The 14134-nt window shown below is 34.2% G+C and carries 15 protein-coding genes; 11 read left to right on the plus strand and 4 right to left on the minus strand.

Translation table 11 applies throughout. The features are described 5' to 3' along the window. The first annotated feature begins 521 nt into the window (after positions 1–521). From ACFJGY_RS10525 to ACFJGY_RS10555, 7 genes are all read left to right on the plus strand, one after another. A complete protein-coding gene (locus ACFJGY_RS10525) occupies positions 522–1340 on the plus strand; it encodes a hypothetical protein (protein WP_379963647.1) in 819 nt (272 codons plus the stop codon). Between the two features lie 134 nt (positions 1341–1474). Beyond that, on the plus strand, positions 1475–1618 hold the full coding sequence (locus ACFJGY_RS10530; protein ID WP_379963649.1) for a hypothetical protein: 144 nt from the start codon (positions 1475–1477) through the stop codon (positions 1616–1618). Then, complete coding sequence (locus ACFJGY_RS10535) at positions 1597–2364, plus strand: TIGR01777 family oxidoreductase (RefSeq protein ID WP_379963651.1); 768 nt, start codon at positions 1597–1599, stop codon at positions 2362–2364. Before ACFJGY_RS10530 ends, ACFJGY_RS10535 begins: the two co-directional genes overlap by 22 nt. A 219-nt stretch (positions 2365–2583) precedes the next feature. Next, positions 2584–3108 carry an RNA polymerase sigma factor gene (locus ACFJGY_RS10540; protein WP_379963653.1) on the plus strand — a complete coding sequence of 175 codons (525 nt, stop codon included), beginning with the start codon at positions 2584–2586 and terminating at the stop codon, positions 3106–3108. Between the two features lie 12 nt (positions 3109–3120). Further along, positions 3121–5520 (plus strand): von Willebrand factor type A domain-containing protein, encoded by a 2400-nt coding sequence (locus ACFJGY_RS10545; RefSeq protein WP_379963655.1) that lies wholly within the window; start codon positions 3121–3123, stop codon positions 5518–5520. A 103-nt stretch (positions 5521–5623) separates the two neighbouring features. Next, positions 5624–7015, plus strand: coding sequence for a dihydrolipoyl dehydrogenase (gene lpdA, locus ACFJGY_RS10550; RefSeq protein ID WP_379963657.1), 1392 nt, complete (start codon positions 5624–5626; stop codon positions 7013–7015). A gap of 162 nt (positions 7016–7177) precedes the next feature. Further along, positions 7178–7981 carry a patatin-like phospholipase family protein gene (locus ACFJGY_RS10555; RefSeq protein ID WP_379963659.1) on the plus strand — a complete coding sequence of 268 codons (804 nt, stop codon included), beginning with the start codon at positions 7178–7180 and terminating at the stop codon, positions 7979–7981. Here ACFJGY_RS10555 and ACFJGY_RS10560 read toward each other — a convergent pair. Both ACFJGY_RS10560 and ACFJGY_RS10565 read right to left on the minus strand, forming a co-directional pair. Then, positions 7953–8750, minus strand: coding sequence for an alpha/beta hydrolase (locus ACFJGY_RS10560; RefSeq protein WP_379963661.1), 798 nt, complete (start codon positions 8748–8750; stop codon positions 7953–7955). The genes ACFJGY_RS10555 and ACFJGY_RS10560 overlap by 29 nt on opposite strands. A 135-nt stretch (positions 8751–8885) precedes the next feature. Further along, on the minus strand, positions 8886–9713 hold the full coding sequence (locus ACFJGY_RS10565; RefSeq protein WP_379963663.1) for an ion transporter: 828 nt from the start codon (positions 9711–9713) through the stop codon (positions 8886–8888). Between the two features lie 112 nt (positions 9714–9825). Here ACFJGY_RS10565 and ACFJGY_RS10570 point away from each other — a divergent pair, with 112 nt between their 5' ends. The 4 genes from ACFJGY_RS10570 to ACFJGY_RS10585 are packed head-to-tail and all read left to right on the plus strand — an operon-like array spanning position 9826 to position 12640. Beyond that, a complete protein-coding gene (locus ACFJGY_RS10570; protein WP_379963665.1) occupies positions 9826–10284 on the plus strand; it encodes an antitoxin Xre-like helix-turn-helix domain-containing protein in 459 nt (152 codons plus the stop codon). Positions 10285–10289: 5 nt separating this feature from the next. Then, positions 10290–10742 (plus strand): RES family NAD+ phosphorylase, encoded by a 453-nt coding sequence (locus ACFJGY_RS10575; RefSeq protein WP_379963667.1) that lies wholly within the window; start codon positions 10290–10292, stop codon positions 10740–10742. A gap of 12 nt (positions 10743–10754) precedes the next feature. Beyond that, on the plus strand, positions 10755–11852 hold the full coding sequence (locus ACFJGY_RS10580) for a Nif3-like dinuclear metal center hexameric protein (RefSeq protein WP_379963669.1): 1098 nt from the start codon (positions 10755–10757) through the stop codon (positions 11850–11852). 2 nt (positions 11853–11854) lie between these two features. Beyond that, positions 11855–12640 (plus strand): zinc ribbon domain-containing protein, encoded by a 786-nt coding sequence (locus tag ACFJGY_RS10585; protein WP_379963671.1) that lies wholly within the window; start codon positions 11855–11857, stop codon positions 12638–12640. Between the two features lie 83 nt (positions 12641–12723). On the opposite strand, the gene ACFJGY_RS10590 is transcribed toward ACFJGY_RS10585, so the two are convergent. Both ACFJGY_RS10590 and ACFJGY_RS10595 read right to left on the minus strand, forming a co-directional pair. Continuing rightward, complete coding sequence (locus ACFJGY_RS10590) at positions 12724–13242, minus strand: hypothetical protein (RefSeq protein ID WP_379963673.1); 519 nt, start codon at positions 13240–13242, stop codon at positions 12724–12726. 48 nt (positions 13243–13290) lie between these two features. Next, complete coding sequence (locus tag ACFJGY_RS10595) at positions 13291–14115, minus strand: GIN domain-containing protein (RefSeq protein WP_379963675.1); 825 nt, start codon at positions 14113–14115, stop codon at positions 13291–13293. Positions 14116–14134: the final 19 nt, after the last annotated feature.

The following is a 14134-nucleotide window of genomic DNA, read 5'->3' on the forward strand; positions in this document are numbered from 1 at the left end:
GAAATCATTTTCCTTTTTTATTTCAAATTAATTTTCAAAAATTACTGAAAATATAAAAATTACAATACTATGAAAAATTTAATAGTTCACTTATTTCTAATTCTCTATTTCAGAAAAACAAAAAGAAATTTTTTAATCTTTTAAAATCACAAATCTATGAAAACCTTCATCAAGTACGATTTCTACTTTCAACTAGCCATCTATTTTTTCTCTATTCTTTGGTCAAGTTTAAATTCAGAATTTCAAGGAAATTTCGCAATCTGTCTATTTTTTATAGGATGTTCACAAACGGTAAGCTATATAATTAGATTAAATAAAGAAGAAAAAAATACAATATTTAATATCTATACGATAGGTTATTGCATTTTTATATTATCAAGTGTAATAATGATTGTTGTAAAACTTGAGTTTATGTTTTGGTTTATCGCAGTTCTAATCAACATTATGGCAGTACTATTTTTAATTTCAAGTTTTATTGATTACAAAAATCTAAAATCTGATAAACTTTAAAACCAAACAAAATGAAAACTTTACAAAATCACATTCTCATTTACGACAACGATTGTCCAATGTGTAACATCTATTCCAAAGGATTCATAAAATCCGGAATGCTGGATGAGAACGGAAGAGAAGCTTTTTCAGAAATTTCTCCTGAAATCAAAAACAATATTGACTTGCATCGTTCAAAAAATGAAATTGCATTGATTGATATGAAGAATAATAAGGTAATTTACGGATTAGAAAGCTTGTTAACAATTATTGGAAATTCTTTTCCAACCTTGGAGAAAATGGCAAGAATAAAACCTTTTCATTGGTCTTTTCAGAGACTTTACAAATTCGTTTCTTACAACAGAAAACAAATCATTCCTTCAGCCAAAGACTTGACAGAGGACAATTGTGTTCCAGATTTCAATCTGAAATATCGATTGTTTTACATTGCATTTGTATTAATATTTTCCGCTTATGTTTTAGGATTTTATAATCAAAGATTATTTACTGATTTCAAAAAAAATTTTGGGTTAGAATTTTTCATTTGTTGTATGCAGATTCTTTGGCAGAGCACGTTTATGAGAATTTATCTCAAAGAAAAGATCTGGGATTATCTCGGAAATATGATGACCGTTTCTTTAATTGGAACTTTACTTTTGATTCCAACATTGTTTTTTCACTTTGACCAATTATTCTATTTTATTTATTTCGGGATTGTCGTGTTCATTATGTTTTTGGAACATTGGAGACGATGCAAAATGTTGAAATTCGGAATTGTTCCAACGATTTCCTGGATGATTTTTAGAATTACTTTTGGAGGAGTTCTTTTATATATCGTTTCAAATTCATAAATAATTTGGGCGCCTTTATCCGTCCTCCATTCCTGCTATCCGCCTCTGGCGGATGAGCTCCATTCAGGCCGGGGCGCGCTTCGCAAAAATCGTAGTTTCTACATTAAATTAAATTTAACCATAAAACAAAAACAATGAAAATAATCATCGCAGCCGGGACAGGTTTTCTTGGCAAAAACTTAGAACAATTTTTCCTCAATAAAAATTACGAAGTCAAAATATTGACCAGAAATCCAAAGCGTAACAATGAAATATTTTGGATTCCAAAACAATCGTAACTTGGAAAAATGAATTGGAAAACGCAGATATTCTCATCAATCTTGCAGGAAAATCCGTGGATTGCAGATACAACGAAAAGAATAAAAAAGAAATCTACAATTCCAGAATCAACTCAACGAAAGCTTTGCAAAAAGCAATCAATGAATTTCAGAATCCACCAAAAATCTGGCTGAATGCAAGTTCTGCAACTATTTATGTTCATTCAGAAACACATCTCAACACAGAAAAAAACGGCATCATTGGCGACGATTTCTCAATGAATATCTGCAAATCCTGGGAAAAAGAATTTTTTAATACAGAAAATCAAAATATCAGGAAAATTGCACTCAGAACATCAATAGTCTTAGGAAAAAATGGTGGTGCGTTTCCAAAGTTTAAGCAAATCTCACAACTCGGATTAGGCGGAAGACAGGGTAGAGGAAACCAAATGATGAGCTGGATTCATATAGACGATTTTTGCGAAGCGGTTAATTTCATTATTGAAAATGAAAATCTTAAAGGTGCAATCAATATCACAGCTCCAAAACCATTGTCCAACAAAAAAATGATGAAACAGCTTCGAGAAAAAATCAAAATGCCGTTCGGAATTCCAAGTCCGGTTTGGTTACTGGAAATTGCTGCCATCTTCATCAAAACAGAAACAGAATTGATGTTGAAAAGCCGAAATGTCTATCCTGAAATTCTAATTGAAAATGGATTTCAGTTTCGATATGATGATTTTGAAAAATCATTAGAAAAATTGTGATTTAATTTAATAAAAAACACTTCGAATCCGCTCAGTGTGACAAATCTAACTATTAAATGTTTAATTAGAGATGTCAGTCTGAGCGGAGTCGAAGACTAATAAACTACAGAATAAATAATTTCAAAACTTTGGAAGTCAACTTTCAAAGTTTTTTCATAAATTTCAAATTAATTCCAACCTTTTTTAAACTATTGCATCTTTCCTTATAAACGCCAGAATATGGAACACGAATTATACATAAGATGCAAAAATAAAGACCGCAACGCGCAGCGGAAACTTTATGAAGAATATGCAGGGCGATTCTTCGCAACCTGCAAACGTTACCTGAAAAATGACGAAGATGCAGAAGAAGTTTTAGCCGATTCTTTCTACATCATTTTCACAAAGCTTGATCAATTGAAGGAACTTCAGGTTTTCGACGCTTGGGCAAAGAAAATTGTGGTCAATCAATGCCTTCAGAAACTTCGTAAGAAACAACCGTTTTCGATTTCTATTGAAGAGAGTTTTGTGGATTTACCGGATTCGGAACCAGAGAACGCGACGGAAGAAAAAGGGATATTGTCTCTGCTTAATTTCCTTCCGGAAGGCTGTCGCACGATTTTCAACTTGTTTGCGATGGAAGGTTATCCGCACAAGGAGATTGCGCAAATGCTTTCTATTTCTGAAGGCACGTCTAAATCTCAGGTGAATTTTGCCCGTAAAAAATTGCAGGAACTTGTGAGACTTCAAACAATTAATTCTTAAAGTTTAAAAAAAATGGAAAATCAAGATATCGATAAAATGTTCAACGATGCCGGAAAATCAGCAGAAGAAAATCCAACATTTCCTACTTTTGAAAAAGTTTGGGAAAAAGTTGAAGAGAAATTAGATAAAAAAGAACAAAAGAAAAGAATCATCCCGCTTTTGTTACCTTACGGAATCGCAGCTGGATTGGCTTTGACATTTGGCGTTTTGTATTTTATGAATGATGAAAAGGGAAAAATAGAACCTCAGATTTCACAAAATAATACTTGGAATTCAAGTTCAAAATTTCAAAATGATTCTGAAAAAATTCAAAAATTAGATAAGGAAATTAAGGAAAATATTTTAGCAACTCCGATTGAAAAGCCGAAAGAGATTATTGCTTATCACGAAGCTCCAACGATGAGTGTTGTTTCTCCGCAAGCTGTAACATTAAATAATTCCGTGCTAACATCTGGTTATAATAATATTCGAAAAGAAGAAACACAAAATAGTGTTAAAACACAGACAAGAAAAAAAATAGATACATCTATGGCAACACAGGAAATTGAAGGTGTTGTTGTGACTGCAATGGGAATAAAAAGAGAGCAAAAAAGTCTTAGTTATGCCTCAATGACGGTTTCATCAGAAAAATTTAAAAAAAAATCAAATAAAAATGCTCTTGATGCTTTACAAGGAAGAGTTGCAGGACTTGAAATTTCACAAGACCAATCGGCAAATCCTGCCAATATTTCAATTCGAGGTTCTAAAAATGTTTCCTCGGAAAATCAACCAATGGTAGTTATAGATGGCAAATCATATGATGGGGAAATTCTTTCAACTTTAAATGTGAATAAGATACAAAATGTTAAAATTTTAAAAGATGCTTCTGCAACTGCATTATATGGAAGTAAAGCTGTCAATGGCGCAATTATTATTGAATCTAAGAATTTATCAAAAAGAGAATTAAGAAAAATTGAAAGAGCTATCAAAAAAAGCAGTTATTATAAACATATAAAAGAAGCTGACAACGAAGAATACGACGAATGGAAAGAAAATAAATTCGAATTAGCGAAATCAGAACCGCTTTCTACTTTCTCGATTGATGTGGATAACGCAGCTTATTCCAATATCAGAAGGATGATCAATAATGGTCAACAAGTCGATAAAAATGCTGTGAGAATCGAGGAAATGATCAATTATTTCAAGTACAATTACCCTCAGCCAAAAAATGGACAGCCTTTTTCTATCAATACAGAATACAACGACTGCGCCTGGAATTCAAAACATAAGATTTTGAAAATCGGTTTACAAGGTAAAACTCTGAATGAGAAAGAATTACCAGCTTCCAATTTGGTTTTCCTAATCGATGTTTCCGGTTCTATGAATGAGCAGAATAAATTACCATTGCTGAAATCTTCATTCAAGATTTTGTTGGAGAAACTTCGCCCACAGGATAAAGTTGCGCTAGTGACTTATGCTGGAAGTGCTGGTGTTGTTCTGGAGCCGACTTCTGCAAAAGAGAAAGATAAAATTCTCAACGCTTTAGAAAATCTAAGCGCTGGTGGAAGTACAGCCGGAGGAGAAGGGATCGAATTGGCTTACAAATTAGCTCAGGAAAACTTAGTGAAAAATGGAAATAACCGTGTGATTTTAGCTACTGACGGCGATTTTAATGTTGGCGTTTCCGACAATTCTGAACTTCAAAAATTGATTGAACAAAAAAGACAATCCGGAATTTTTTTGACCTGCCTAGGTTTTGGAATGGGAAATTATAAAGATAACCGACTGGAAATGCTGGCTGACAAAGGAAACGGAAACTATGCTTACATTGATAATATGCAGGAATCCAATAAATTTCTTGGGAAAGAATTTGCTGGAAGTATGTATGCGATTGCAAAAGATGTGAAGATTCAAATTGAGTTTAATCCGAAGTTTGTAAAATCCTATCGATTAATTGGTTACGAAAACAGAAAATTGAATAACGAAGATTTTAAAAATGATAAAATAGATGCTGGAGAATTAGGAATCGGTCATACGGTAACTGCGATTTATGAAATTATTCCGACTGGTTCAGATTCAGAATTCAGTCCAAAAGATATTGATTTGAAATATTCTAAATCCCAATCTCAAAATGAATTTGGAGACGAATTAGCAACTGTGAAATTTCGTTATAAAAATCCGGATGAAGATGTAAGTAAAGAATTAATTCAGACTATCAAAGATTCTAAAAATCAATTAAATAATGCTTCATCAGATTTCAAATTTGCATCGTCTGTCGCTTGGTTTGGATTGGTTTTGAGACAATCGGAATTCATAAAAGATAAAGACCTTGACAAAATCATCAACCTCGCTAAACAAGGAAAATCAAATGACGAAGATGGCTATCGCTCCGAATTCATTAGACTGATTGAAAGTTACAAGCAGATAAAGTAAACTTCTCAATATTAAATTTTTGAAAAGCAACTCCAAGAGTTGCTTTTTGTCATATTATGCTTTCAATAATTTTCCGTAAATTCGCTAAAATTTTTTAATCACAATGAACTACGATATTATTGTTATTGGAAGTGGACCTGGCGGTTATGTGACTGCAATCAGAGCTGCTCAACTGGGTTTCAAAACAGCCATCATCGAAAAAGAAAATCTTGGCGGAATATGCCTTAACTGGGGCTGTATCCCAACAAAAGCTTTATTGAAATCTGCGCACGTTTTTAATTATCTGAAACACGCGGAAGATTATGGTCTTAACAAAGTGGAAAATCCAGGATTTGATTTCACTAAAGTAATCCAGAGAAGTAGAGGTGTTGCTGCTAAAATGAGCAGTGGTATTGCTTTCCTGATGAGAAAAAATAAAGTGGATGTCATAATGGGAACTGCCACTGTGAAAGCTGGTAAAAAAGTAACCGTTGTAGATGCAGAAGGAAAATCAACTGAATATTCCGGAACTAACATCATCATCGCAACCGGCGCGCGTTCTAGAGAATTGCCAAACCTTCCTCAAGATGGTAAAAAAGTAATCGGATACAGACAGGCATTATCTCTTCCTGAGCAGCCAAAATCTATGATTGTAGTAGGTTCTGGCGCTATCGGAATCGAGTTTGCTGATTTTTATAACTCAATGGGAACCAAGGTAACTGTTGTAGAATTCTTGCCAAACATAGTTCCTTTGGAGGATGAAGAAGTTTCAAAACATGTTGAGAAATCTCTTAAAAAATCTGGAATTGAAATTATGACCAACGCTTCTGTGGAATCTGTTGATACTTCAGGAAGTGGCGTAAAAGCTAGCGTAAAAACTGCTACCGGAAATATTACTTTGGAAGCTGACATCGTACTTTCTGCTGTCGGGATTGCTTCTAATCTTGAAGGAATTGGGCTTGAAGCAGTTGGAATCAAAACTGAAAAAGGAAAAGTTCTAGTCAACGAATGGTACGAAACTTCGGTTCCGGGATATTACGCAATCGGTGATATTATACCAACTCAGGCCTTGGCTCACGTAGCTTCTGCTGAGGGAATCACTTGTGTTGAAAAAATCAAGGGTCTTCACGTAGAACCAATTAATTACGGAAATATTCCTGGCTGTACATATTGTCATCCGGAAATTGCTTCTGTTGGTTTGACTGAAAAACAAGCTAAAGAAAAAGGTTACGAAATCAAAGTTGGTAAATTCCCTTTCTCAGCTTCAGGAAAAGCTACTGCTAATGGCGATGTTGATGGCTTTATCAAAGTGATTTTTGATGCGAAATATGGTGAATGGCTTGGTTGTCATATGGTTGGTGATGGTGTTACCGATATGATCGCTGAGGCTGTTGTTGCAAGAAGATTGGAAACAACAGGTCACGATATCATCAAATCTATTCATCCACACCCAACATTGTCAGAATCTATTATGGAAGCTGCCGCTGCTGCTTATGGCGAGGTGATTCATATTTAATAAAAGATATTTCATATTATATAAAAACCATAGAATTTTCTGTGGTTTTTTATATAGTTATTTAAGATGCTGATGTCAACTTAAACAATCAGAAATTCAATTTTAACAATTAATTATATATGTAAACCGCAGACTTTTCTGCGGTTTTTTTAATTTTACGTAATGGAAAATTCGAAAATTGGATTGGTTCTTTCGGGAGGCGGGACGCGGGGTTTGGCTCACGCCGGTGTATTGAAATTTCTTAAAGAACAAAATATAGATCCTCAGATCCTTTCTTGTTGCAGTGCCGGTTCTATTGTTGGATCATTGCATGCTTTCGGAAAATCGCCGGAAGAAATCCTGGATTTTTTCCAATCTGTTTACTTTTTCAATTGGAAGCATTTTACTTTTAATCAACCGGGATTTGTTTCATCTGCTCTTTTCCTTAATTATCTTACTCCGATTTTCCAGAATATGACCCTGGGAGATTTGGATAAAGATGTTAGAATTGTAGCAACAGAACTCATTACAGGACAACAAAAGGTATTTGAAAATCATTATAAAGTAGTAGATGCTATCATTGCTTCCTCTTGCATTCCCGGGATTTCTACACCATATTTCATTGGGAAAGAAATGTACAGTGATGGAGGCGTTCTCAATAATTTTCCTGCCGACATCATCAATAATGAATGTGATAAGATCATTGGTGTTTACGTTACGCCGCCTCAGGACGTGGAAGAACAGGATCTGCGCAGTATCAGATCTGTTACAACGCGTGCGTACGAACTGTTATCTCACAGAACCGAGATTCATAAATTTGCTTATTGTGACTGGTTTATTACCTCAAAAAAATTATCCAAATACGGAACTTTTGAAAGGAAACCACAGAGATTGGAAGAGATTTTTTTGATCGGCTATGAAGAAGCTAAACGCACTTTTGCCGAGAATAAAGAAGAGTTTACTTTAATGTTTTCAAAAACGGAATAATCGCCTGCCAATTTTCTTCAGAATCATCATAAAATGTAGAAAGAGCGATCGTTCCATGATGGCCCGGTGTTTTGGAAGGAAGATAAAATTGTTTTTTAGATTTGATAGAATTGAATATCGGTTTCCAGGTCGATTCTTCGTTTCTTGCAGAAGAAGTATAGACCGGGATTTTAATATCTTTTGCGTAATCTGAAATGTTTTTGTTTTCAATTTGGAAATATTCTCCCGGCGAAAATGCTATGAGCGCCTCATAATCTTGTGGATATTTCGAAACCATATAGAATCCTAATGACGCTGAGTATGAACTTCCCCAATAGATGATTTTCTTAGATTTTAATTTGTTTTTGGTGTAATCATAAGTGGCTTCAAGATCCGGAATTACATCGACAAATGATGTAGATTTCCCTTGTTTCAATGCTTCTTTCTGCGTAAGATTTGTTACCTGATTCAGCATATCTCCGGAACGCAGGTCAACAGCTAAAACATTAAATCCCAAATCTACCAATCGCGGCGCAATATTTCTGAACTCTCCTCTGCTGTAGCCGGCTTGGTGATAAAGAATAATTAATGGACTGCGTTTTCCATTACTTGAGTAATAGTCTGCATAGACTTTCAATCCATCTGAGGTAAGGAAATTTACAGTTTTGTATGTGTGGTGTTTGATGTTAAGAATTTCCGAAGGGTTATTGTTTGAAACGGACGCAGAAGTTGAACAATTGCACAAACAATCCAGAAGAATGATCCAAAGTATGAAATTGAAATTTTTCATAACCGCCTGTTTAAGCTGTTTTTTGATTAAGTTTATATATTATATTATCTCATTCAAATATAATTGATTATTTTTTAAAAAATTGTATTATAAAGTTAATTAAAATGATTATTCCGAAAATAAATTCCGTCTTTCTTAAATTATTTTCTCTCCACAAATTTTGCAGAATCTTGCATTCTCGTCATTATCTTCATTGCCGCATCTGTTACACTGAAAATTATTTTTCTTTTGTTTACGGAACTCTGAAGTGACAATGCCTGTTGGAACCGCAATAATGCTGTATCCGCAAAGCATTACAATGATGGATAATATTTTTCCAACTGGTGTCGCGGGAGAGATATCGCCGTAACCGACTGTTGTGATTGTTACAACCGCCCAATAGATACTTTGTGGAATACTGCTGAACCCATTCTTTCCATCCTCAATAATGTACATTAATGAGCCTATTATGATGATAAAAATAATCATGAAAAGAAGGAAAATATAGATCTTTCGTGAGCTTTGCTTTAGTGCCGAAACTATAAATCTGCCATCGTGCATGTAATCCGCCAAATTGAAAATTCTAAAAACTCTAAGAATTCTCAACATTCTTATAATGGCGACAAAATGCCAAATTGGGAAAAATAAACTGATATAAAAGGGTATTATGGATAAGAAATCTATAATACCCAAAGGACTAAGGATGTATTCTTCCCTGTCTTTTATACAGATAATTCTTAAAATATATTCTGCAGTGAATATCAGGGTTATGAAAAATTCTGCGTAATAAAACTCTTTATGATATTCTAATCTGAAGATCGGAATAGTCTCCACCATTAATAGAGCTGTGCTTGTAAGAATTAAAATAAGCAAACAGATATCAAATATTTTTCCTGCTTTCGTATGTGACAGATAAACAGTTTCATATATTTTTTTTCTCCATCCATCTTCCGGAATAAGGTCAAATTCTGGTTTGATTTTCATTTTATAAAATTAAATTGAAGATAATAAAAATTAATATATAAAAATTAAATAAAAATAGACAAAAGTCTTTTTTATTTAGACAAAAGTCTTATATTTGTGGAAGAAAAAAATAATGATGAAAAAATATAAACCAACAGAAAAGGCAAGTACCGTTGCAGAACCTTTAGCAGCTTATGGTTACAATAATTTTGATGATGGCGGTATTTTCAGAATGATAGATATCGCAGAAAAAGGGATCTCTTTTGAGCTTTTTGATAAACTCGTAAAAAAATTCCCTTTCAGTTTTCAGGAATGGGCTGGTTTTCTTCACATTTCCGGGAAGACATTATCCCGTTACCAAAAAGAAGAAAAAACATTTGACACCCTTCAGTCAGAAAAGATATTGCAGATAGAAATGCTCTATAAAAGAGGAAAGGAGGTTTTTGGGTCAGCAGAGTATTTTTTGATATGGCTGCAGGCAGAAAACTTGGCTTTGGGCAAAACAAAACCGCAAGACCTGATAGGAAGTAACTTTGGTATTTCTCTTCTAATGGATGAGCTTACCAGATTAGAACACGGTGTTTTAGCTTAGGATTAATGACTGTCTACAGACTTTCAAAGGAAATTTACGCCAATGATCTTTCCGGAAAAGGAGCAGAAATAGCTGGTGGAAGATGGAATAGCAAAGGAAACGCTGCGTTGTACACAGGTCAGTCTATTGCACTTTGTGTTACAGAAATTGCCGTTCATATTCCGCTGGGGATTATTCCGAAAGATTTTCGATTAATTCATATTGAGATTCCGGATGTCGAAATTTTTGAACCAAAAAGATTTCCCAAAGACTGGAATACATTTCCGCATCTTGACAGCACGCAGAAAATCGGAGATAAATTTCTTAAGGAAAACAAATTTCTGGCAATGAAAGTTCCATCAGCAACAGTTCAGGGTGAATTTAATTACATTATTAATCCTCGAAATGTCAATTTTAACTTGGTTAAAATCACGAAAGTAGAAAAGTTTACTTTTGATGACAGATTGTTTGTCAGATAAAATATTTAAATAATGAAAATCAAAGAATTTATAAAGGAGTTCGAGAAGTTGATCCCGATAAAACAAGCAGAGGATTTTGACAATGTGGGTTTGTTATGCGGAAATCAGGAAAGAGAAATCTCCGGAATATTGATTGCCCACGATGCTCTGGAATCGGTTATTGATGAGGCTATTGAAAAGAATTTCAATCTCATTGTTTGTTTTCATCCGATTATTTTCTCTGGTTTAAAATCAATCACAGGGAAGACTTATGTTGAAAAAGCAGTTCTGAAAGCTTTAGAAAATAAAATTGCAATCTATGCGATTCACACAGCTTTTGATAATGATTATTTTGGAGTTAACTATAAAATTTGTGAAGTTCTTGAGCTGAAGAATCAGAAAATATTGATGCCGAAACAGAATCAGTTAAAAAAATTGGAAGTGTATGTTCCGGTTGATTCGGCTGAGAATTTGAAAAATACTCTATTCCAAGCTGGAGCGGGAAATATCGGTTTCTATGATGAGTGCAGTTTTAGCATCAATGGAAATGGAACATTCCGCCCGTTGGAAGGTTCAAATCCGAAAGTTGGAAATCAAAACGAAAGAGAAAATGCTGATGAAGTTTTAGTTTCTGTCATTTTTGAAGATTTCAAGAAAAACCAAATCCTTTCTGCGATGAGACAAAATCATCCTTATGAGGAAGTTGCTTATCAATTAATTTCACTGGATAATGAAAACCAATATACTGGTTTGGGAAGATTCGGAGATTTGGAAACAGAAATGAATGAGGAAAATTTTCTAAATTTTGTAAAGGAAAAATTTAATCTTAAAGTCATAAGACACAGTTCTTTAATCAATAAAAAAATAAAAAGAGTAGGCGTTTTGGGCGGAAGTGGAGCAAGCGGAATAAAATCTGCACTAGCCTCAAAGTGTGATGTTTACCTCACAGGTGATGTCAAATATCACGATTTTTTTCTGGCGGAAGATAAAATGCTGATCTGTGATATCGGACATTTTGAATCGGAACAATTTGTAACTCAACAATTATTTGAAATTTTGTCCGAAAAATTCACTATATTTGCCATCGCAAAAACGACAAAGAAAACAAATCCTGTTAATTATTTTATATAGATATGGCTGATAAAAAAGTAAACGAAATTTCTGTTGAAGAAAAACTAAGAGCACTTTACGATTTGCAGATCATTGATTCCCGTTTGGATGAGATCCGCAACACAAGAGGCGAATTGCCAATTGAAGTAGAAGATCTTGAAATAGAAATTGAAGGTCTTGAAAAAAGAGCCCAAAAATTCGAATCCGAAATTGCTGAGCAAAATGCAGAAATCAATGAGAAAAAAGATTTGATGAAAAGCGCTCAAGGACTTATTGATAAATATAAAACGCAGCAAGATAACGTTAGAAATAACAAAGAATTCGAAGCTTTAGCAAAAGAGGTTGAGTATCAGGAATTAGAAATTCAATTGGCTGAAAAAAGAATCAAAGAATTCGGTGGTAAAATAGATCATAAAAAAGAAACCTTGGCTGATCTTAATGCTAAAATTGACGAACTTAAAAATCACTTGGTTCATAAGAAAAATGAGTTGGAAAACCTGGTTTCTGAAACTCAGAAAGAAGAAGATTATCTTTTAGAAAAATCTAAAGAATTTGCTGAGAAGATTGATACAAGATTGTTGGTTTCTTACCAAAGAATCCGTCAGGGATCTTCTACTGGTCTTGCCGTTGTAGGATTAGAAAGAGGAGCACCAAAAGGATCTTTCTTCACTATTCCGCCACAGAAACAGATGGAAATTGCTCAGAGAAAGAAAATTATTATTGATGAGCACTCTGGTAAAATCCTGGTAGATGACGAATTGGTAAATGAAGAATCTGCAAAGATGGAAAGCATTATCAAATTCAACTAATCGAAATTGATCATAATATAAAAGAGATCCCGAAAAATTCGGGATCTCTTCGTTTTGAGAAAATAATATATAAAAGTGTTATTTTAATTACTTGGATTTCTCGAGTATGAATATACGTGCCTGTTTATCCACTGATTATCTCCAACAAATTGCACGTCCTTTCTTTTTTTGAAAATGTCTTTACCAAAAGTGTAGGTATGTCTTATGGTTGCAGGCTTGTTATCATTACCATCTTTTCCTGTTTCTTCGGTTATAATCTCAATATCGCCATTCGCAAGTTTCCGTCTTGATTTTACCTGTTCTTTATCAATGTATTTCCCATCCGATGAGATACTTACGGTATCTGTAGAGTTTGCATTTCTTTCATTTGGATAAATGTTTGAAAATGAAAATTTGTTTGTTTCATCAATTCTTTTCACTTCTAAGTCCGATGGCATCGTATAAGGCTTACCTGATGAGTAATCCAGATAGGTCAAAGAACCTTTCCAGTTTCCGGAAATTTTCTGAAAGTCACTTAATAAATTCTTGAACTTATTTTGAGCATTACAAACAGTTGCTGCTATTATCAAACCGAATGTCAGATAAATTTTAAGTAGTTTCATTTTTTTAATTGTTTTGATTCTCGATCCTGATAAAAAAATTATTTGTGATTACTGGATCGATACAGATCCGGAACTGCTTTCGTTTTTGGTCACTTCATTCAGACTTCCTCTTTTTATAACGCGGATATCTCCACTGGAAGAAGCACTTGCAGTTACACTTTTACTAACACCAATCGTAATATCTGCCGAAGAAGAGGTTGCAAGAACAGCACTTTCTGCAGTGAAATTTTCTGCATCTACATCGCCCGAAGAAGACGCCTGAATATTCACACTTTGAGATTTCCCTTTGATATCAATCCCGCCGGAGGAAGAACTCTGCATATTCAGGCTGTCCGCAAGAACCTCACCTTCATAATTTCCGCTACTTGAAGCTTGTATGTTAATATTTCCGCCGTTGATATTACCTTTTATAGTTCCGGAGCTGGAGACTTTCACATCAAGATCAGAAAAGCTGAAGTTGTCTTTCAGGTAAATATTTCCGCTGGAATTCGCTGCCAGGTGATCAAAATCTTTAGCATAAACTTTAACTTTGATTCGGTCAGTAGAAATACTTTTCAAACCTTCAGATTGTATTTTCACCTGTACTTTTCCACCGTTTTGTTTTACGACCACATATTTCATAAGATCAGAAGGTGCATACACAACGATTCTTTCTTTGTCGGATTTGAAAACTTCTGCGTTCAGAGAAGTGGAGATTTCCAACTCATCAAAGTTGATGTCATAAGATTTTTCAATCACTTCGCCTTTCCCTGAATCAGAAATCAGGTGAGAGAACATCACATCTGTACCGTTCGAGTTTTCGCCTTTGGATTGTACACAAGAAAAATTTCCGACAGATGCCAAAAGAACGAGAGATAAAAGTTTTATTTTCATAATAATAGGATTTATATAA

Origin of the sequence: Epilithonimonas sp. UC225_85 (assembly GCF_042695135.1) — a bacterium.
GTDB lineage: Bacteria > Bacteroidota > Bacteroidia > Flavobacteriales > Weeksellaceae > Epilithonimonas.